At 66.2% G+C, this 18667-nt stretch carries 19 protein-coding genes; 10 read left to right on the top strand and 9 right to left on the bottom strand.

The genetic code is table 11. The annotated features are described in order from the left end of the window. Window position 1: 1 nt before the first annotated feature. Window positions 2-1312 carry an AAA family ATPase gene (locus tag IPK75_00810; GenBank protein ID MBK8196878.1) on the bottom strand — a complete coding sequence of 437 codons (1311 nt, stop codon included), beginning with the start codon at window positions 1310-1312 and terminating at the stop codon, window positions 2-4. Between the two features lie 153 nt (window positions 1313-1465). On the opposite strand from IPK75_00810, the gene IPK75_00805 reads away from it, so the two are divergent. From IPK75_00805 to IPK75_00795, 3 genes are all read left to right on the top strand, one after another. Continuing rightward, complete coding sequence (locus IPK75_00805) at window positions 1466-2842, top strand: 3-deoxy-7-phosphoheptulonate synthase class II (protein MBK8196877.1); 1377 nt, start codon at window positions 1466-1468, stop codon at window positions 2840-2842. Window positions 2843-2917: 75 nt separating this feature from the next. Then, window positions 2918-3634: a CPBP family intramembrane metalloprotease gene (locus tag IPK75_00800; GenBank protein MBK8196876.1), complete on the top strand. Its 717-nt coding sequence runs from the start codon at window positions 2918-2920 to the stop codon at window positions 3632-3634. Between the two features lie 87 nt (window positions 3635-3721). Continuing rightward, window positions 3722-6142 (top strand): serine/threonine protein kinase, encoded by a 2421-nt coding sequence (locus IPK75_00795; protein MBK8196875.1) that lies wholly within the window; start codon window positions 3722-3724, stop codon window positions 6140-6142. Here the strand turns inward: IPK75_00795 and IPK75_00790 are convergent. After that, the gene (locus tag IPK75_00790; protein ID MBK8196874.1) at window positions 6139-6690 is read right to left on the bottom strand and encodes a sigma-70 family RNA polymerase sigma factor; all 552 of its coding nucleotides are present in this window, start codon (window positions 6688-6690) and stop codon (window positions 6139-6141) included. The genes IPK75_00795 and IPK75_00790 overlap by 4 nt on opposite strands. Here IPK75_00790 and IPK75_00785 point away from each other — a divergent pair. From IPK75_00785 to IPK75_00765, 5 genes are all read left to right on the top strand, one after another. Next, window positions 6689-6868 (top strand): hypothetical protein, encoded by a 180-nt coding sequence (locus IPK75_00785; GenBank protein ID MBK8196873.1) that lies wholly within the window; start codon window positions 6689-6691, stop codon window positions 6866-6868. The genes IPK75_00790 and IPK75_00785 overlap by 2 nt on opposite strands. A 41-nt stretch (window positions 6869-6909) precedes the next feature. Then, window positions 6910-7515, top strand: coding sequence for a hypothetical protein (locus IPK75_00780; protein ID MBK8196872.1), 606 nt, complete (start codon window positions 6910-6912; stop codon window positions 7513-7515). A 161-nt stretch (window positions 7516-7676) separates the two neighbouring features. Continuing rightward, window positions 7677-8495 (top strand): hypothetical protein, encoded by an 819-nt coding sequence (locus tag IPK75_00775; GenBank protein ID MBK8196871.1) that lies wholly within the window; start codon window positions 7677-7679, stop codon window positions 8493-8495. Window positions 8496-8542: 47 nt separating this feature from the next. Beyond that, a complete protein-coding gene (locus IPK75_00770; GenBank protein ID MBK8196870.1) occupies window positions 8543-8887 on the top strand; it encodes a hypothetical protein in 345 nt (114 codons plus the stop codon). Window positions 8888-8964: 77 nt separating this feature from the next. Beyond that, window positions 8965-10398, top strand: coding sequence for a multidrug transporter (locus tag IPK75_00765; GenBank protein ID MBK8196869.1), 1434 nt, complete (start codon window positions 8965-8967; stop codon window positions 10396-10398). 12 nt (window positions 10399-10410) lie between these two features. Here IPK75_00765 and IPK75_00760 read toward each other — a convergent pair whose 3' ends face one another. From IPK75_00760 to IPK75_00750, 3 genes are all read right to left on the bottom strand, one after another. After that, complete coding sequence (locus IPK75_00760) at window positions 10411-10677, bottom strand: HU family DNA-binding protein (protein MBK8196868.1); 267 nt, start codon at window positions 10675-10677, stop codon at window positions 10411-10413. Window positions 10678-10776: 99 nt separating this feature from the next. Further along, entirely contained in the window at window positions 10777-11697 is a 921-nt protein-coding gene (locus IPK75_00755; protein MBK8196867.1) for a hypothetical protein, read from the bottom strand. Window positions 11698-11701: 4 nt separating this feature from the next. Beyond that, complete coding sequence (locus IPK75_00750; protein MBK8196866.1) at window positions 11702-12724, bottom strand: NADP-dependent oxidoreductase; 1023 nt, start codon at window positions 12722-12724, stop codon at window positions 11702-11704. 156 nt (window positions 12725-12880) lie between these two features. Between IPK75_00750 and IPK75_00745 the strand changes: the two genes are divergently transcribed. Then, window positions 12881-13849 carry an alpha/beta hydrolase gene (locus IPK75_00745; protein MBK8196865.1) on the top strand — a complete coding sequence of 323 codons (969 nt, stop codon included), beginning with the start codon at window positions 12881-12883 and terminating at the stop codon, window positions 13847-13849. A gap of 67 nt (window positions 13850-13916) precedes the next feature. After that, window positions 13917-14837 carry a Gfo/Idh/MocA family oxidoreductase gene (locus tag IPK75_00740; protein ID MBK8196864.1) on the top strand — a complete coding sequence of 307 codons (921 nt, stop codon included), beginning with the start codon at window positions 13917-13919 and terminating at the stop codon, window positions 14835-14837. Here the strand turns inward: IPK75_00740 and IPK75_00735 are convergent. The 4 genes from IPK75_00735 to IPK75_00720 form a co-directional block, all read right to left on the bottom strand. Beyond that, window positions 14834-15604 (bottom strand): hypothetical protein, encoded by a 771-nt coding sequence (locus IPK75_00735; protein MBK8196863.1) that lies wholly within the window; start codon window positions 15602-15604, stop codon window positions 14834-14836. The two genes, IPK75_00740 and IPK75_00735, sit on opposite strands and share 4 nt — an antisense overlap. 75 nt (window positions 15605-15679) lie before the next feature. Next, window positions 15680-16396, bottom strand: coding sequence for an SDR family NAD(P)-dependent oxidoreductase (locus IPK75_00730; protein ID MBK8196862.1), 717 nt, complete (start codon window positions 16394-16396; stop codon window positions 15680-15682). A gap of 22 nt (window positions 16397-16418) precedes the next feature. Further along, the gene (locus IPK75_00725; GenBank protein ID MBK8196861.1) at window positions 16419-17870 is read right to left on the bottom strand and encodes an amidophosphoribosyltransferase; all 1452 of its coding nucleotides are present in this window, start codon (window positions 17868-17870) and stop codon (window positions 16419-16421) included. A 95-nt stretch (window positions 17871-17965) separates the two neighbouring features. Further along, window positions 17966-18601, bottom strand: coding sequence for a hypothetical protein (locus tag IPK75_00720; GenBank protein ID MBK8196860.1), 636 nt, complete (start codon window positions 18599-18601; stop codon window positions 17966-17968). Window positions 18602-18667: the final 66 nt, after the last annotated feature.

Raw genomic sequence — 18667 nt, 5'->3', positions numbered from 1 at the left:
CCTAGTGCGCCTCGCCGCCGCCTTCGCTTAGGGTCTTCAGTTCCAGCGCAACCTGTTTAAGGCTGTCGCGGATGGCTTTGAGGCCGCCGCCGCGACCGGCATGGGCGAGGAGCTGGCGCCAGGCGGGCTGGTCTTCCTGCGGCGCTTTCACAGCGAAGTGGGCCGAGCGCGGCAGGGCGGCCGTCATCAGGCGTTTCGACAGCGGGAAGCCCGCGATCTGGTCGTAGACGCCGTTGCGGGCATCGCCTTCGAAGGTCGACTGCTCGTTGCGGTTCACGGCGTTGAAGAGCACCGAGAGCGAGGGGCGTTTGCCCGCTTCGACCTGGTCCTTGATGACGAGGTTCAGGAGGCGCACGCCGCGCAGGGAATAGATGTCGGCATGCATCGGCGCGATGACACGGTCTGCCGCTTCGAGCGCGCAGCGCGTCAGGAAGGTCGCGTTCGGGTTCGTGTCGAAGATGATGAGATCGTATTCGCTGCGATAGTGATCGATGGAGCGCAGGAAGTGCTGCTTGATCGCGGCGAGCGCGTCGCGGTCATTCGCGAAGGCGTATTTAGAAATCTCGAACTGGCCGGAGATCAGGTCGAGCCGGCCGGGCGGGCCGTCCGTACCCAGAATTTCGTGGACGTAGCTGTCGCGTGCCGCCGGCGTGAACGGCGCGATGGTGAGGCTGAGCCAGTTCTCGGCGGGCGAGGCGGCGTCCTTCGCGTGCAGGCGCGAGCGCTCGAACAGCGAGATGACCGAGCGGTCGACGCCAGAGGAGGCATCTGCGTCTTCCATCGAGAAGAAGGTCTGGGTGAGGTTGTATTGGGGGTCGAGATCGACCAGCAGCACGCGGCCGCCGAACTGTTCCTGCCAGGCACCGGAGAGCTGGGCGGTGACGGTGGTTTTGCCGACGCCGCCCTTGAGGTTCATGACGGCGACGACCGGGCATTTCTTGCGGTAGGCCTGCTGCGTCTCGGCGACGAGCTGTTCGAGACCGTCCGGCATGGCGGAGGAGAGGCGCAGGGCCGGCTGGACCTCGGTCTTGAAGAAGCCGGTGAGGCGGGCCTTGTCGATCTGGTAGGGGATGACCGGCACGCCGACGGCCTTGGCCGTCTCGATGTCCTGACGGACCGTTTTCGAGCGCACGGCGGCGGCCGAGACCAGCACGATGACAGCGAAGGCGGAGCTGATTTCGGCGTCTGCGGCGGCCCGGTCAGGCTCGCCCACAGCGTAGCGATCTGCAATAGCCGCAACGCGCAGCGCCTCGTGCAGCTGCAGCAAGGCATCGGGATCGGCGCCCGAATGGCTGATATAGACATGCGGCATGGCGCATCAGTCCCCGTCTTGAGCCCTTGATTCCCCAGCGCCTTTTACGCACCGGAACCCCCTCTGGGCCAGCTTTCTGCTGTGAAATTATGGTGAAACTTGAGCATCCGCCTGCCATGTGATTTATGCCCCGCAGATTGGAGCACACATAATATGGCCTGGACCCCCTCTGACTGGCGCAAACTGCCGGCGCTGCACATCCCGCAGGATTATCCTGATGCGGGCGCGCTGGCGGCTGTCGAAAACCGTCTCAGGAGCTATCCGCCGCTGGTGTTTGCGGGCGAAGCGCGCCGCCTGAAGGCGCGGCTGGCCGAGGTGGCCGCCGGCAATGCGTTCCTGCTGCAGGGCGGGGACTGCGCCGAGAGCTTCAAGGAATTCCACCCGGACAATATCCGCGACACGTTCCGCGTGATCCTGCAGATGGCGGTGGTGCTGACCTTTGCGGCGGCCAAGCCCGTGGTCAAAGTGGGCCGGATTGCGGGCCAGTTTGGCAAACCGCGTTCGGAGCCGACCGAGACCATCGACGGGGTGACGCTGCCTTCCTACCGGGGCGACAATATCAACGGCATGGAATTCACGCCGGAGAGCCGGATTCCGGATCCCGAGCGCCTCGTGCAGGCCTATTCGCAGTCGGCGGCGACGCTGAACCTGCTGCGCGCGTTCAGCCAGGGCGGCTATGCGAGCCTTGCCAACGTGCAGCGCTGGATGCTCGGCTTCGTCGACCGCTCGCCGCAGGGCGAACGCTACCAGAAACTGGCGGACCAGATTTCGGCCTCGCTGCGCTTCATGCAGGCGGTGGGGCTCAACGCCGAAACCGTGCCGCAGATGGCGCAGGTGGAATTCTACACGAGCCACGAGGCACTGCTGCTCGGCTATGAGGAAGCGATGACGCGCATCGATTCCACCAGCGGCGACTGGTACGACACCTCGGCGCACATGCTGTGGATTGGTCACCGCACGCGGCAGGTTGACCACGCACATGTGAACTTCTGCAAGGGCGTGAAGAACCCCATCGGCATCAAGTGCGGCCCGGGCATGGGTACGGACGAGCTGCTGCGCCTGATCGATGTTCTGAACCCGGCAGACGAACCCGGCCGCATCACGCTCATCTCGCGTTTCGGGTCGGAAGGCGTGGCCAAGGGCCTGCCGCCGCTGGCGCGCGCGATCAAGAAATCCGGCCGCACCGTCGTGTGGTCGTGCGATCCCATGCACGGCAATACGCTGAAGACGGGCACCGGCTTCAAGACGCGCCCGGTCGACCGTGTACTGAGCGAAGTGCGCCAGTTCATCGACATCCTGCCATCGGAAGGCTGCTATCCGGGCGGCGTCCACTTCGAGATGACCGGCCAGAACGTCACCGAGTGTATCGGCGGCGCGCAGGCGATCTCCGAGGAAGACCTCTCGAGCCGCTACCACACGCACTGCGACCCACGCCTGAACGGCGAGCAGGCGCTGGAACTCGCCTTCCTCGTGGCGGAAAAGCTGCAGGCGGTGGAAGCCGGCGGCGAGAGCACGCGCAAGGCGGGGTGAGCTAACTTTATTCGGCGGCGCCGCATCCGCAGGCCGTCCTGACTGCATCTGGGCAATGCAGCAGGCGGAGTGCGCATGGACGAATTTGTAAGGACACTGATCGAGACCGGCATTCTTGCTGGTCTCGGATTGATCGGCGCGCTGGTTTTCCGTAATGGGTTTCGCGCGCACTGGCTTGTCGCCGCACTGGTGATGAACCTTGCCTATCAGGCCCTGCTGACGCGCGGGTTCTGGACGATATCGGATCCATTTCCGGATGCGGACTGGAACTGGGCGGGCAAGCTGGCGGCTTTTGCGGGCACGCTCGTTGTGATGTCGCTCCCGGCATTTGGATGGGCGAGGTCGGGCGCGCGGCTGGAGCAGGGGCCGCGATGGCGCGGCTCGCTGCTGATGTTCGCTGCGCTCGCGGCGCTGTTCTTCTGGATGGCGATCAGCGGGGCGGACGGCGTGCCGGACAACGCCGAGACCATCGCCTTCCAGTGGACGATGCCGGGGCTCGACGAGGAATTCTTCTATCGCGGCACGCTGCTTCTGGCCTTGAACGAGGCGTTCCGGCCGAAACTGAACGTGCTCGGCGCGCCCATCGGCTATGGCGGCCTGCTGACGTCGGTTCTGTTCGGGCTGACGCATGCGCTCAGCTATGAGGCGGGGGCCATCGACGTCGACGCCCTGACGTTTGCGATGACCGGCGGGCCGGCGCTGTTGCTGCTCTGGCTGCGCGAGCGGACCGGTAGCCTGCTGCTGCCGGTGATCGCGCACAACATCGCCAACGGGGTCTCGACCCTGTTCTGAGGTCCGGGCGGGCGAATCCGCTTTGACCCGTTTTGCGCGCGGGATACGCCTAGGGCCGGACATGGACCTATCCGGGACCCGGGACAGATGCTGACACCAGACCGCGAGCGCACGGCGTTGCAGCTGTTTGCCGACGTGTTCGAACTCGACCACGAGGCGCGGCTCGACTGGCTGGTGGAGGCGTGCGGGGGCGATCCGGAGCTGCTGGGCCGGGTGATTGAGCTGATGGAGGCCGACAGCGAAGTCACCTCGCTGGCCGGCGAGATCGAAGGGCCGCCGCTGGAGCTGCCGCCGGACGAGATCGGCGTCTACAAGCTGGACGCGCTGATCGGGGCGGGCGGCATGGGCTCGGTCTACCGCGCGCACCGGGCCGACGGGCTGTTCGACCAGACGGTAGCAATCAAGTTCATGCGTGCGCGGCAGGGGGCGTTCGATCTCGGACCGCTGATCGATGCGGAACGCCGGGCGCTGGCGCGCATGGATCATGAATCGATTGCCCGCATCCTCGATGGCGGCGTGACGGGCGGCGGGCTGAGCTACCTGGTCATGGAATATGTGGCGGGTGAGCCGCTGGATGATGATTGCGAGGCAAGGGCGCTCAGTGTCGAGGCGCGCGTGGCGCTGGTGCGGCAGGTGGCGGGCGCGCTCGCGCATGCGCACCAGTCGCGCATCGTCCACTGCGATGTGAAGCCGTCGAACATTCTCGTGACGCCCGGCGGACGCGCGAAGCTGATCGATTTCGGTATCGCGCGGCTGCAGGAAGTCGTGGCGGCCGACGTGATTGACGGCGTGACACGCGCATATGCGAGCCCGGAGCGCAACCGCAAGCAGCCGGCGACGCTGGCGGACGATGTCTATTCGCTGGCGGTGACGCTCTACCAGCTGCTGGCCGGGCGGCTGCCCTGGCCCGATCCGGGACGGGCGGACCTCGATGCGCCCGCCGAACCTCTGGTGATCCAGGGCGCGGCCCGCAATCCGGAAGACCTTGCCGCGATCCTTGCCACCGCCTTGTCGCTTGATCCGGCGAAGCGCTATCGCAGCATCGAGGCGTTCGACGCTGACCTTGCCCGCTGGCAGGGCCTGCAGGCGGTCAGCGCGGTGCCGCGCACGTTTGCCTATCTAGCGAAGCGTTTCTCGCAGCGCCGGCCGGTCGTGCTGGCCTCGATTGCGGGCGGGGTCGGGGCGACGTTTGCGGCGCTCGGCATCATCACGCACCTCTACCTTGCGGCCGAGGAGTCGCGGCGCAACGCCGACCAGCGCTTTACCGAACTGCGCACGCTTGCGGGCTTCATGATCTTTGACCTCAACAGCCAGCTGGAACAGGTGCCGGGATCGACCCCGGCGCGGCTGGCGATGTCGGAGAAGGCGCAGGTCTATCTCGACACGCTCGGCGCATCGGCCGGCGACAATGCCGCGCTGCAGGCCGAGGCGGCCACGGGGCTCGTGCGGCTGGCAGAAGTGCAGGGCGTGCCCAGCCGGCCAAACCTCGGGCTGGGTGAACAGGCGGCCGCCAACCTCGAGCGTGCGATCGCCTCGCTGGACACGCTGCTGGCGCAGGCGCCGGAGGATGCGGGACTGCGCCTGTCGCGCGGGCGGGCGCTGTATTTCCAGGCGGTCCTGAAAGGCGCGATGGGGCAGGATACGGCGGCGCAGCTGGAGCTGGCGCGCAAGGCCGAGCCCGACGTGCTGGCGGCGCTGGCCGCGCCGGGTGAGACGCCCGTGGGGCAGATCAACTCGCTGCTGCTGGGTGTGCGCCTGACGGTGGCGGATGCGATCCAGACGCAGGGCGACCTCGAAGGCGCGCTCGCCATCCGCGAGGCCGAGGAGGCCCGCATCCGCAGCCTCGACGAGGACGGGCGCGCGGGCATGGATTTCGACTATGAGGCCGGCCGGATCGCGGCACTTCTCGGCGACAGCAATTACTATCTCGGGCGCATCACCGACTCGCAGGCGGCCTATGCGCGCTCTGCGGAGTTTTTCAGCGCCGGTCTGAAAGCGGCTCCGCTGAACCGCCGCCTGCTGACCGGGCTGCACTATGCGCACTATTCGCTGTCGAGCACGCGCGCCGACCTGGGCGACCTGCAGGGCGGACTGCGCGAGGCGGAAGAGTCGCTGACGGTCGCCCGCCGCCTGCTCGACTGGGACCCGACCGACCGGTTGGCACAGCGCCTGCTGGACATCTCCGAGGGCCAGATTGCGCTGATGCTCAAGTCGAATGGCCGGCCGGAAGAAGCGCTCGCGATCGTGGAGCGGCAGCTCGAAGGCTACCGCGCTTTCGCCGCGGCGCATCCGGAAGACGGCGACGCCTACAGGCGCGTGGCGGTGCCGATGCGCGGGCGCGCGGAAATGATGTTCGATGCACGCGGCAAGGCTGCGGGCTGCAAGGCGGCGGCGGAGGCGCAGGCGGCCTGGGACGCGGTGGAGGCGAAGTGGGGCCTTTCGGATTTCGACCGGCACAATGACCTCGACCAGATCGCCGAGATGCGCCGGATCATGGCCTGCCGCTAGCCGGCCTTCAGCGCATCATGCAGCCAGGCGCGCGCGACACGCCATTGGCGCTTGACGGTGGAGAGTGAGGTGCCCTCGGCTTCGGCAATTTCCTCCAGCGTCAGGCCGGAGAAGTAGCGCTTCTCCACCAGCGCCGCGAGGGCGGGATCGGCTTCGGCCAGCTTGTTGAGCGCTTCGTGGATCGCTTCGACATCAACCGCTTCCGACTGGGGCGCCGCGTTCTCGGCGATCTCCGTGATCAGCGTGACTTTCGGGCCGCCGCGCTTGCCGGCGTGTTCGCGGCGCACCTCGTCGATGAGGACCTGGCGCATGATATGCGCGGAGTAGGCGAAGAAATGCGTGCGTTCCTTCGCCGAGACCTGCCGCTGGCCGATGATCTTGATGGCGGCGCCGTGGACGAGTTCGGTGGGCGCTATGTGCTGGCGCGCCCGGTCGCCGGCGAGGATCTTGCGGGCAAGGATGCGCAGCTCGTCATACACTTCGGCGAGCAGGCGGTCGCGGTCACGGCTGGACAGGGCCGAGATGGCCAGTTCCGGTTCATCGCTCATGGGTCCCCGCGCCTCGTGTGCCGCGAAGCCGATTGGTGCCACAGGCGGCGGCGAATGCAAGCGGCTGCGCGTGGCAGGGGAACGACGCTATCAAGATGCTGATTTTATTGGAATTATGGATGAGATCGAAAAAATGCGCGATTTCCTGAACCGTTTTCCTTCGGGTCCGCGCCGGTGAAGGCAAGCGGGATGATCCGCCCAGACCAAAGGAACCGAACCATGAAAACGCTTCGCCTCTTCGCCGCCGCTGCCGCTCTGATGGCTGCCGCAGGCGCAGCTTCCGCGCAGGACTTCACCCAGATGGACATCACCGGCGCCTACAATAACTGGGCCGCCGGCCAGAACTACCAGATGCAGTCCGGCCTGAACGACATCATCTCGCAGAACATGCAGAACCCGCAGGTGATCGCGATGTACAACCAGTCGGTCGCCTCCGGCCAGTTCAGCGGCTCGCTGGAACAGTTCGCCTACAACTACGCCGCTACCGGCGGGTTCCAGAACGTGCAGGGCTACTACAACACCTCGAACGACATCGTGAACAAGGAGAAGAATGCCTGGGCGGGCTACCAGGGCGCGGTGACCAACTACAACAACGCCTACGGCGCCTATACCGGCGGCTTCTCGAACAACATGACCGAGGCCGGCAACGGCCTGATGGGCAACTCGACCTACTACGGCTACGGCAACGGCCAGACGCTGCCGCACACCTGGGGCTACGACACCTACAACTCCTACCAGGGCAACAGCTACTACGTCGACCAGTCGGGCAACTACTGGATGGCTGACCCGAACGGTTCGGGTAACTGGTATCCGCTGCAGCGCTAAGCTGAACCGGATTGCGCGAGGGGACCGCGCGGGCGCCGCTTCCGGAAGGGGGCGGCGCCTTTCATTTTGCCGGAATATCCGCAAGCGGATGACCCGGTTTGCCTCGCAAGCCCGCCTAGGAAAGTGGCGGCCGGGACTGCGCCGCACCGATGGAGAAAGCCATGACGATTACGAAGATGCTGAAACTGCTCTGTGCAGGGACGATCCTTGCCGCGAGCGTGCTGCCGGCAATGGCTGGGCCGCCGGATGCGGGCGATGTCGACATGGACGACATTCTCGCCCGAACTGCGGCGGTGCAGGAAAAGATGCTGGATGATTTCCATGCCAGCTATGGGCCGATCCGCTATCCGGCCGAAACGGCGCGGGCCTATGTCCGCATGGACGAAAGGTTTGGGGAATTGATGGACCGGATGGCTGTCTACTTTCTTGCAGATCCGGCGCAGCAGCAGGCCTACCGGGACGCGGTGGCAAAGGGGCGCTTTGAAGGCAGCGCCGAAGACCATGCGCGCTACCGCGCCCTCGCCTGGCTGATGGAGCCACGGTATGGCTACAATGCGCAGATTTACTCGCCGCCTAATATCCCGAACGCCGATGCGCTGATGGAAGTCTGGCGCGCGGCCTCAACGCGCGGTCCGCTGGCCTCCGATGCGCCGTGTACGAACAGGTGGACCGACCGCGCGAGCGTCCCGGAACTCGCAGCCGACTTCGAGCGCGCCGTGAACACCTATATGGGCTGGTACTTCGCTGATGCAGATATCTACACGGCGTTCAACATGGACGGGCAGCAGTTCATCGACCGGGCCAGCGAAAGCGCCTACGTGCGCGACCAGGTCGCCCGCTGGCTCGCCTCGGCCGATGCCACGCTGCAATACCCGGAGACCTGCGTGTTCACGGTCACGAATTTCGACGCCTGGTCGGTCTGGGACGCACAATACGGCGCGCAGCGTGAACCGTTTTCCGGCGGCCTTGCGCCGAAATAGTTAAAGGGCAGCGTGGGGCTGCCTTACCGACCCTCAGGAGACTGAACATGAAAGTCCGCACCGTCCTTGCTTCGCTTTTCATCACGTCGTTCGGCGCAGCGCCGGCGCTGGCGCAGGTCTGCGATCCGCCGTTTGATCCGTATGCGGGCTATGAAGTGGTGGTGCTGCCGCCGGCTGCTTCATATCCGCCGACCGCGTATGGCAATCCGTGTGCGCCTTATGCCTGGTGCGGGCCGCGCGATGCCTGGGGCCGTCCGGTCTACGCTGTGCCGGGCTACAGCGCCTATCCGGCCCCGCCCGCCCGCGAGCTGGTGGTGCCGCAGGTGAACGGCTGGACGGGCGCCGTCGAGATGCGGCCCTTGTCTTCGGCCGATATTCTGGTCGCCTATTGAGACCTGCCTTGATCCGGGCGTGATTTTGAGCCATCACGCCCGGCTGCTCAGAAACCGGGTCAAACAGGGAGGGCAGGATGACGACGTCACGGCTGCCCGCCTGGGCTCGCCCATCCGATATTGCGGACCTTCTGCGCCTGTCGGTGCCGATTGCGGTCAGCCGCATGGCGATGATGCTGATGGGCCTCACCGATGCGATCGTGCTCGGCCAGTTCGCGCCGCAGGAGCTTGCTTATGTGCTCTCCAGCTGGCTGCCGATCGGCGTGTCGCTGGGGCTCGGCCTTGGCATCCTGCTCGGCGTTCAGGTGCTGACTTCGGAAATGCTGGGTGTCGGCCGCGAGGCAGGCTCCGGCCGTGTCTTCCGTCGCGGCCTTGTCTGGGCCGTCCTGCTCGGGGCGGCGCTGACCGCGCTGCTGCTGCCGACCGCAGGCGCGCTGTTCCACTGGCTGTTCGTGACGATTGCCCCGGCCAGCGAGGCTGAGCGCGCGGCGACGCCGGAAGTCGTTGCGAGCTCCACTGCCTCGGTGACGCGCATTCTCGCCATCGGCCTGACCGGCCACATGATCACGCAGGCCTGCAGCTACTATCTCGAGGCGCTGCGGCGCCCGCTGATGGTGACGCTGGTGATGTATGGCGGCGTGCTGATCAACCTGTTCGTCGATCTCGCGCTGGTGGGCGGCTACTGGGGCTTCCCGCAGATGGGCGCCGACGGCGTCGCCTGGGCGACGACCGGCACGCGCTGGCTGATGGTGATCGTGTTCCTGGTGCTCGTCGCGCTGGTGACGCCGGCCTTCCGGCCTTCGCCGCCGGCCGCCGAGGGCGAAGCACGCCGGCAGTTCGATGTCGGCACGGGCACCGCCGTCTCGAACGTCGCCGAATGGGGCGGGTTCAACATCACCTTCATCATCGCGACCTGGGTCTCGATCGCAGCCAACGCGGTCTATGGCTATTCGGTGCAGATGATGGGCCTCTGCTTCATGTTCTACCTCGGCATCGCCTCGGCGACGTCTGTGCGGGTGGCGGAAGCGATGGGGCGCGGCAATGTGCAGGAAGTGCGTAATGCGGGGCGCCTGGGCGTGGTCGCCACCATCGTCATGGGCATCATCCTCGGCATCGTGCTGGTGGCATTTGCCGGGCCGATCTCGAAATTGCTGGTGCGCGAGGATGCCATCATCGGCGGCATTGCGCTCGCCCCGGCGATCGCGGGCCTGCTCTGGCTGGCAGCGATTGCGACCGTGTTCGACGGCCTGCAGGCGACGGCGTCCTTCGCGCTGCGGGCGCAGGGCATGGTCTGGCTGCCGAGCGCCATCCATCTGGGCAGCTTCTTCGTCGTGATGATCCCGGCCTGCTACTGGTTCGGCATCGTGCTGCAACTCGGCGCCTTCGGCGTGCTCATCGGCGCGGTGATCGGTGTGTTCGTCGCCGGCGTGCTGCAGGTGGCATTGCTGGAATGGAAAGCGGCGCGCCCCCTTGAGGAACGCGCCGCCGGATCGGTCTTGATGCCCCACTAGGGGGCGGAAAGATCAGATATCCTTGAGGACCGAAGCCGGCTTGAAAGCCACCGACGTCTTTTCCGGAATCTTGATCACTTCCTTGGTGGCCGGGTTACGGCCTTCACGGGCATTGCGCGTCTTGGCGACGAACGTGCCGAAACCAGCGATTGCAACCTGCTCGCGACCCTTCACAGAGCCTGCGATGGTGTCAAAGACAGCGTCCACAGCCTTGCCGGCGTCGCTCTGCGACATGCCGCAAGCGTTGGCGACTGCTTTGGTCAGTTCACCCTTGTTCATAGGGGTTCTCCTCTAGATTAAATGACGCTTGCACGCCATTGGGCCGACTTACCCACGATTCGAATCCCTTGGATACGCCGGAATCCCAATAGACACAGGCTATACGCCGAGAATCCAGCCCTCTTCGGAGGTAATGGTCCCGATCTGTTCCGGGGAAAACGATTTGCCTGTGGAAAAAGCGGCGCCAAGTGTCCCTTTTTCGTCCAGATCTGCGTAGTGGCGGGCAATCTGGCGGACCTGGGCCTCGTCGGCCACTTCTCCCTTTTCGGGCTTCGGCTTGACCAGGGAGGGGTAGATCTCGGCGATCACTACGTCGATTCCGTCGAGCATTTCCGCGGTCACCGGGCCGCCTTCACCCAGTTCGAACGGCCAGATGCGGGTGTTCGGCAGGGACTGGCGAAGCGCATGCACGTGCGGGATGCCGGTGAGGCTCTGGCTGCCGACCGAGCCTGCACCGTAAAGTTGCCAGCAGGACTTTGGCGACGCGCCCGGAAGCGCGCGCAGCTGTGCTTCGGCGAGGCGGTATTCGGCGACCGGCTTGTCGGGCGTGAACTCGGTCTTGGTCGTCGACAGCGTCGTCGCCTTGTCCGCCGGCGGCGTACCCCAGAACGGAAACGGACCCTTCGAGATCGTATAGTTGAGCCCCGCCGCGATGGCGAAGCGCGGGCGCGAATTGTTGTCCGGCTTGTCCTTGTAGCGCGAAGCGAGGAGCGCGTGCATGGCCGCCCACGGCGCCAGCGTGTCGGTCTTCAGGCCGAGCGCCTTCGCCGTGCCGGCCGGATAGCCGAGCGAGAAGTCGAACCCGAGCAGCACCTTGTCGCCGCGCTTCGTCAGCTTGGCGATCATGTCTTCGAGGAAGGCACGGGCATTCAGGCGCGTGTCGATGTTGACCGCCTTGAACTGCAGCTTCAGCCGCGCGTCCTTGACCAGCATGCCGATCCAGATCGAGTTCGGGCCGAGCGCCGGCTTCGAGGCCGCGCTCCAGTCCACCATGATGTATGCGTCAAACAGGGCAGCCATGGCGTCAGGCGAGCTTGACCAGCATCTTGCCGGTGTTGGCGCCGGTGAACAGGCCGAGGAAGGCGTCCGGCGCTTTCTCGATACCGTTCATCACCGTCTCCTCGAACTTCATCTGGCCACCGGCGATCCACTTGGCCATGTCGGCCAGGAAGGCGGGCTGAAGGTCGGCATGGCTGGATACGATGAAGCCTTGCAGCTTCAGCTGCTTGCCGACCGCCTGGATGATGTTGTGCGGGCCTTCCGGCTTGCCGGTCTCGTTGTACTGCGCGATCATTCCGCACAGCGCGAAGCGGGCGAGCGGGCGAGCGGCTTCGATCGCAGCCGTCAGGTGATCACCGCCGACATTGTCGAAATACACGTCGATGCCTTTCGGCGCAGCGGCGCGCAGCGCGGCGACGAGGCCGTCAAAGCCTTTTGCCTGCTTGTAATCGATCACATGGTCAGCGCCGAGCGACTTGACCAGCGCACACTTCTCCGCGCCGCCGGCCGAGCCGATCACGGTCGCGCCCTTGAGTTTCGCGATCTGCACAACGGTGGAGCCCACCGCGCCGGCCGCGCCGGACACGAACACTGTGTCGGATGGCTTGAACTCCGCAACGCGCAGGAGGCCCGCATAGGCCGTGAGGCCCGGCATGCCCGCCACGCCGAGGAAGGCGCTTTCCGGAAGGCCGGTGGCCGGCAGTTTCTGGACGGCCGCCGCTTCCGGCTTCGCCGTCCAGGCAGTGCGCCAGCCGAGGAAGGAGGAGACGAGGTCGCCGACCTTGTAGTCCGGGTGGGCCGATGCCGTCACGCGGCCCACGGCGCCGCCCTGCAGCGTCTCGCCGATCTGGAACGGCGGCACGTAGCTTTCGCGGTCATACATGCGCCCGCGCATGTAGGGATCAACCGACATCCAGGTATTCATGACCTGGATCTCGCCGTTGGCCGGCGCAGGCACGGGCACTGATTTCGACTGGAAGTCCGACAGTTTGGGCATGCCCACCGGGCGCGCCGCGAGAGACCATTCGGTTGAAGTCAGCTGGGTCATGTCCGTCACCTTTGCATTCTCTTGTCTGCGGTTCACATGAACCGTGAGACGCGCCGTGTGAAGGGGGCGCGGCGCGATTATCGGGCGCGGCGTCAATGCTTGTCGCGCGGGAATGGCGGGTTAGGATGCCCGAAAACCATGCCCGGGAGGCTTTCCATGAAATCGCGTCACCTCGTCGACCCCGAACTGCTCGGTGTTGCGGAAGCCTTTCCGCCGCTAAATCTCAGCCCGGCAACGCTGCCCGGCATGCGCGAGATGTCGAAGTCGATGGCGGTGATGGGCGATGCAGCGGCGCTCGGCGTGACGCGACGCGAGGTGAGCGTGCCCGGCCTCGCCGGCGCGCCGCCGGTGCGCTGCCTCGTCTACGAGCCGAAGGGCAAGGCTGCGGGCCGCGCCGCGTTCCTGCAGATCCATGGCGGCGGCTACGTGGCCGGTACGCCGGAGGGCTCTGACATCCGCAATCTCGGCGTCTGTTCGAAGCTCGGCATCGTGGTTGTCTCGCCTGACTATCGGCTGGCGCCTGAACACCCGTACCCTGCGCCGGTGGGTGATTGCATGGCAGCGCTCGACTGGATGGTGGCGAATGCGGCGACGCTCGGCATCGATCCGGCCCGCATCGCGGTTGGCGGTGACAGTGCCGGCGGCGGGCTCGCAGCGGCGACCGTGCTGCGCGCCCGCGACGAGGGGCGGCACAGGATCGCCTTCCAGCATCTCGTCTATCCGATGCTCGACGACCGGACGACCGGGCCGGGAGCCAAGCCCGATCCGCTGATCGGCGAATATGTCTGGACGCCGGACTGCAACGTGTTCGGATGGGGCGCCTATCTCGGCGGCGCTGCGCCGGCAGCGCCCGCTGTGCCCGCGCGCGCCACCTCGCTGGCAGGGCTGCCGCCCACCTGGATCAGCGTCGGCGCGCTCGACCTCTTCCTCGACGAGAACATCGCCTATGCGCGCCGGATCATGGCCGAAGGCGGCCTTGCCGAGCTGCACATCTATCCGGGCGCTTACCACGCCTTCCAGTGGGCGACCGAGGCGCGCGTCGCGAAGCGGTTCGAGGCCGACTATCTCGAAAGCCTCGCCACCGGGCTCGGCGTTCACGCCGCGCGCGCTGCCGAACCGGCTTGACGGCGGGGCGTGCTTGGCGCCCTTGCGGGGGCGGAAACGGGACTGACAGGACAAGGGCAGAGCGGACATGACCAAGCTGAAGGTGGGCGTCGCGGGCGCCGGCGTGTTCGGGAACTACCACGCGCAAAAGGCGGCGGCCTCGGCCCGCGCGGACCTGATGGGCATCTTTGACGTGGACCTCGCCCGGGCGGAGAAGATCGCCGAAACATTCGGCGCCAAGGGATACGACAACTACGCAGAGTTCCTGAAGGTCTGCGACGCGGTGGTGATTGCCGTGCCCGCCACCTGGCACGAGAAACTGACGCGCGAGGCGATCGAGGCGCATTGCCATGTGCTGGTCGAGAAGCCGCTGGCCCTGTCCGGCCTCGCGGCGCGCGACCTTGCGGACGAAGCCGCGGCGCGCGGGCGTATCCTGCAGGTCGGTCATCAGGAGCGGTTCGTTGCGAAGGCGATGGGCGTGCTGGCCATTCCGGAAACGCCGCTGCTGGTGGAGTCCGTGCGCTCCGGCCCGCCGGCGCCGGGCGGGCGCGCGGGCGACGTCTCGGTGATCTGGGACCTGATGATCCACGATCTCGACCTTGCCGCGATGATGCTGGGCCGGGAGTTCACCGGTGTCGAGGCGAACGGGCGGCGCGTCCACTCCAGCCATATCGACGAAGCCGAAGCCGTCTTCACCTATGCGAGCGGCGGCAAGGCGAAGCTGCGCGCCAGCCGCGCGGCGGAAATCCGTGAACGGACGATGCGTGTGGTCTATCCGTCAGGCGAGATCGACATCGACTTCCTGACGCGCAAGCTGAAGAACACGACGCCGTATGAAGTGAAGGTCGACATCGCCGCCGACCTGCCGGATCCGCTCGGCGCCGCGGACGAAGGCTTCTACGCCGCCTGCCTCGGCCTCGCGCGCAGCCCGGTTCCGGCACATGGCACGGTGGCGGCTGTGGCGATGGCGGAGGCGGCAGAAGCAGCTGTGCTGGCAGGCGTGGACTAGCGCCAGGCTTCCAGCGAGCGCGTCCAGTCGCCGAGCGGCTCGATCAGCAAGACCCAGTCGACGATCGAGAAAGTGACGAAGAGAATGAGGAATCCTCCGGCCACGGACACCGGGTGGAACCTGCGGGCACTTGTCCAGTCGTGGATCAGGATCGCCGCCCAGGCGATCCACACCAGCGCGATTTCCGGCGGAAAGGTCACCGGGAAGTAAGGCGCGATGATCGAGCCGAGCGTGCGCACCGGGGTGACGGCCGGCCCCATCGTTACGACGAAAGCCCAGAAGAAGAGGCGGCTGTGGGCAGCGCTGTTGCGGCGAAAGTGGATCGCGGCGGCGACAAGGCTGCCGAACAGGAGGAAGCCGAGCAGGTTGGGAATCACGAGCGGCTCAAGCGGGAAGGGCAGTTCGATGGCCCGCGCCGCGTAGAAGCCGGGTTGGCGAAGCGTTGCATAGACGCCAGCGATGACCACAAGTGCAGCCAGTGCAGCACCTGCGACGCCGAGCTGGCGGTGGAGACGGGTGTTGCGCCGGGCAATCAATGTCGTCTGTATAAGGAACATCGACTGCCAAGCCGTCATGATCAGGCCGTGCAGGATGAGGTAGGCCGGAAGGGGGGTGTCCCGGAAATATGGCCGGGCATAGAAGCTCGGCAGGAAGCCGAGGAAGACAATGGCCGTCATCACGGCGGAAGCGGCAAGGAAGAAGCGGCTGCGGGCCGGCCGTTTGCGGGCAGCGGGACGGTCCGGCAATTCCGTGTCGGCAGGCTGCATGCGGATGTCCCCCCAGCGGAGAGTATCCCGGAGGCGGTAAGCGGCGTCAATCCGGGCGAAATCGCCCCCGGCGGATCAGTTCGAAACGACTTCGCGGTAGACGATACGGGCGCCGGTGCGCGTCTCGCCAGCGCTGACGAGCTTGACGAGTTCCCTCGCGACCTCGTCAGGCGTCGGCAGTGTCATCGGGTCTTCGCCGGGCATCGCTTCGGCGCGCATGCCGGTGCGCACGGCGCCGGGGTCGAACAGGTTGACGCGTAGCGCCATCTTCTCGTTCTCGTCCGCCCAGGCTTTCACCAGCGCTTCGAGGCCGGCCTTGGACGCCTGGTACGGCCCCCAGAACGCACGCGGACGCGGCACGACGCCGGAAGTGACGAACACTGCGCGCGGCGCGCCCGACTGGTGCAGCAGTGGGCCGAGCGCGCGGATCAGGTGCGCGTTGGCGGTGAGGTTCACGTGGATCGTCTCCTCAAGGCTGCGCGGCCCGCAGGTCTCGAGCGGGCCGAGCGTGCCGAGCAGGCCCGCATTCGCGACGAATCCGTCGAGGCGGCCAAAGCGTTCGCCGAGCACCTTGCCGAGCGTTTCGATCCCTTTGGTGTCCTTCAGGTCCATCGGCACCAGCAGCGCCTCGGAACCCAGCGCGCGGATCTCGTCGTCGAGCTTCTCGAGCGCCGCTTTCGAGCGGGCAATGGCGATCACGAGGTCGCCTTGCCGGGCGAGTGCTAGCGCGGCGGCGCGGCCGATGCCGCGCGAAGCGCCGGTGACGAGAACGAGGCGGGGCGAATGGGTCATGGCGCGCCGTGTAGCGCGCGGCTTACACGTCGTCCAGCAAGGAGAGCTGGCGTTCCTTGTCGGCCTGGTCCTGCTGGTAGTCGACCAGCGGGGTCGGGTATTCGCCGGTGAAGCAATGGTCGGCAAATTGCGGGAGCATGGTGTTGCGCACCGGCTCGCCGATGGCCTTGTAAAGGCCCGGCACCGACAGGAAGCCGAGGCTTTCGACCTTCAGCTCCTTGACCATTTCCTCATGCGTGTGGTTCGCGGCGAACAACTCGGACTTGCCGGCCATGTCGATGCCGTAGAAGTCCGGGTTCAGGATCGGCGGCGAGGCGGAGCGGAAATGGATCTCGCGGGCGCCGGCCTCGCGCACCATCTGGACGATCTTTTTCGAGGTGTTGCCGCGCACGATGGAGTCGTCGACCAGGATCACGCGCTTGCCTTCGAGCACCGCTCGGTTCGGGCTGTGCTTCTTGGAAATCGCGGTCTGTCGGCCGGTCTGCGTCGGCTGGATGAAGGTACGCCCCACATAGTGGTTGCGAATGATGCCCATCTGGAACGGGATGCCGGACGCTTCGGAGAAGCCGAGCGCGGCCGGCACGCCGGAGTCCGGCACCGGCACGATCACGTCGGCCTCTGCAGGCGTCTCGGCGGCGAGCTGATGACCCATCCGGCGGCGCACTTCGTAAACCGAGCGGCCCTGGATGAAGCTGTCCGGCCGCGCGAAGTAGACATACTCGAAGGCGCACGGGCTCGGCGGGCGAGGCGCAAAGGCACGGAAGCTCTCGATACCGTTTTCGGAAATGACGACCACTTCGCCATTCTCGATCTCGCGCACGAATTCGGCGCCGATGATGTCGAGCGCGCAGGTCTCCGAGGCGAGCACGTAGCCGGTGCCGAGGCGGCCGAGCACCAGCGGGCGCAGGCCGATGGGATCGCGCGCGCCGATCAGCTTCTTGCCGGTCAGGCCGACGAGCGCGTAGCCGCCCTCGATCTGGTGCAGCGCGTCGATCAGGCGGTCGACAAAACGTTTCTTGGGGCTGCGGGCCACGAGGTGGAGAATGACTTCGGTGTCCATGGTGGACTGGAAGATCGAGCCGTTGCGCACGAGCTGCTGGCGCACGTCGCGGGCGTTGGTCAGGTTGCCGTTGTGGGCCACCGCAAAGCCGCCGAGCGCGAGGTCGGCAAAGACCGGCTGGATATTGCGCAGCATCGGCCGGCCCTGCGTGGAGTACCGGTTGTGGCCGATGGCGGCATGGCCGGGCAGGCGCGTGCGCAGGTCGCCGCCGAAATGCTCACCCACCAGGCCCATGTGGCGCTCGGAGTTGAAGCGCTTGCCGTCAAAGCTGACGATGCCGCAGGCTTCCTGTCCGCGGTGCTGCAGGGCGTGCAGGCCGAGCGCTGTCAGCAGGCTCGCTTCCTTGTTGCCGAACACACCAATAACGCCGCACTCTTCGCGTGGCTTGTCGTCATCATTGTCGAAATAGGCCATCGGAATTCCCGATTCGCTGTGGGGCGGCGCTGCCCGAGCGGGATATAGTTGGGTTTCCGCGGATGCGAAAGGGCAGACCGGCGATGTTCTTGCAGTCAGGCGGGGATCGGCTGTCCGTAGATCACCATCCGGCGCGCCTTGATCCCGACGGGCGGCTCGCACAGGGGCTGCGGCTCAAAACACGTCTCGGGCAGGTCCGCTGGATCAAACTGGAACACCAGCAGGCCGCCAGTCAGGAAGGTCGCATAGCGGCCTTCCTCAAGGCCGTACGCCAGACGGCCTTCGGGGTAGGCCTGCTGCACTTCTTCCAACGTCGAGCCGGCGCCGGTGCCGTGATTGTCGCGAATCTCGAGTGAGGCAATCTCAAGGCTATAGAGCTTGTCCTCAAGGTCGAACGTCGCGGTGACGACTGCGCCCGGCGCCAGTTCGACGTCTGCGGTCTCGTATTCTTCACCTTCAAGGCTGCGCGTGCCCCACGTCATGGGCGTGTCGTGAGCCTTCAGCTCTTCAGCGGTCATGCCGATCTGCAGGAAGCGCAATCCCGGCAAAGCGGCGTTCACTTCAAGCGGTGCTTCTTCGACGGGCTCGCCGATCGTCTCGACCGGCTCCGGCGAGGCCACACTTTCCGGTACGTCGCTGAGGCCGGCTGTGCCGTCCGGAGCGCTGCCGGGCTCGCCGCAGGCGGCGGCCATCAGCAGGGCCATCGTTGCCATTGGAATACGCAGCCGCATGACGGGAACTCCTCGGGTCGCCGGCCGGACCTGGCGCGGCGTTCGACGAAACAACCCGATGGCCGG

This window comes from Acidobacteriota bacterium, from assembly GCA_016712445.1.
In the GTDB taxonomy this organism is placed as follows: Bacteria; Pseudomonadota; Alphaproteobacteria; order Caulobacterales; family Hyphomonadaceae; genus Hyphomonas.
Note: the sequence above shows the minus strand (reverse complement) of the source record. Positions and strands in the feature narration are given on the sequence as shown.

What these genes read in the sequence shown, in the direction of transcription:
- IPK75_00810 (MBK8196878.1), bottom strand. Translation starts at nt 1,312, where the DNA reads ATGCCGCATGTCTATATCAGCCATTCGGGCGCCGATCCCGATGCCTTG.
- IPK75_00805 (MBK8196877.1), top strand. Translation starts at nt 1,466, where the DNA reads ATGGCCTGGACCCCCTCTGACTGGCGCAAACTGCCGGCGCTGCACATC.
- IPK75_00800 (MBK8196876.1), top strand. Translation starts at nt 2,918, where the DNA reads ATGGACGAATTTGTAAGGACACTGATCGAGACCGGCATTCTTGCTGGT.
- IPK75_00795 (MBK8196875.1), top strand. Translation starts at nt 3,722, where the DNA reads ATGCTGACACCAGACCGCGAGCGCACGGCGTTGCAGCTGTTTGCCGAC.
- IPK75_00785 (MBK8196873.1), top strand. Translation starts at nt 6,689, where the DNA reads ATGGGTCCCCGCGCCTCGTGTGCCGCGAAGCCGATTGGTGCCACAGGC.
- IPK75_00790 (MBK8196874.1), bottom strand. Translation starts at nt 6,690, where the DNA reads ATGAGCGATGAACCGGAACTGGCCATCTCGGCCCTGTCCAGCCGTGAC.
- IPK75_00780 (MBK8196872.1), top strand. Translation starts at nt 6,910, where the DNA reads ATGAAAACGCTTCGCCTCTTCGCCGCCGCTGCCGCTCTGATGGCTGCC.
- IPK75_00775 (MBK8196871.1), top strand. Translation starts at nt 7,677, where the DNA reads ATGACGATTACGAAGATGCTGAAACTGCTCTGTGCAGGGACGATCCTT.
- IPK75_00770 (MBK8196870.1), top strand. Translation starts at nt 8,543, where the DNA reads ATGAAAGTCCGCACCGTCCTTGCTTCGCTTTTCATCACGTCGTTCGGC.
- IPK75_00765 (MBK8196869.1), top strand. Translation starts at nt 8,965, where the DNA reads ATGACGACGTCACGGCTGCCCGCCTGGGCTCGCCCATCCGATATTGCG.
- IPK75_00760 (MBK8196868.1), bottom strand. Translation starts at nt 10,677, where the DNA reads ATGAACAAGGGTGAACTGACCAAAGCAGTCGCCAACGCTTGCGGCATG.
- IPK75_00755 (MBK8196867.1), bottom strand. Translation starts at nt 11,697, where the DNA reads ATGGCTGCCCTGTTTGACGCATACATCATGGTGGACTGGAGCGCGGCC.
- IPK75_00750 (MBK8196866.1), bottom strand. Translation starts at nt 12,724, where the DNA reads ATGACCCAGCTGACTTCAACCGAATGGTCTCTCGCGGCGCGCCCGGTG.
- IPK75_00745 (MBK8196865.1), top strand. Translation starts at nt 12,881, where the DNA reads ATGAAATCGCGTCACCTCGTCGACCCCGAACTGCTCGGTGTTGCGGAA.
- IPK75_00740 (MBK8196864.1), top strand. Translation starts at nt 13,917, where the DNA reads ATGACCAAGCTGAAGGTGGGCGTCGCGGGCGCCGGCGTGTTCGGGAAC.
- IPK75_00735 (MBK8196863.1), bottom strand. Translation starts at nt 15,604, where the DNA reads ATGCAGCCTGCCGACACGGAATTGCCGGACCGTCCCGCTGCCCGCAAA.
- IPK75_00730 (MBK8196862.1), bottom strand. Translation starts at nt 16,396, where the DNA reads ATGACCCATTCGCCCCGCCTCGTTCTCGTCACCGGCGCTTCGCGCGGC.
- IPK75_00725 (MBK8196861.1), bottom strand. Translation starts at nt 17,870, where the DNA reads ATGGCCTATTTCGACAATGATGACGACAAGCCACGCGAAGAGTGCGGC.
- IPK75_00720 (MBK8196860.1), bottom strand. Translation starts at nt 18,601, where the DNA reads ATGCGGCTGCGTATTCCAATGGCAACGATGGCCCTGCTGATGGCCGCC.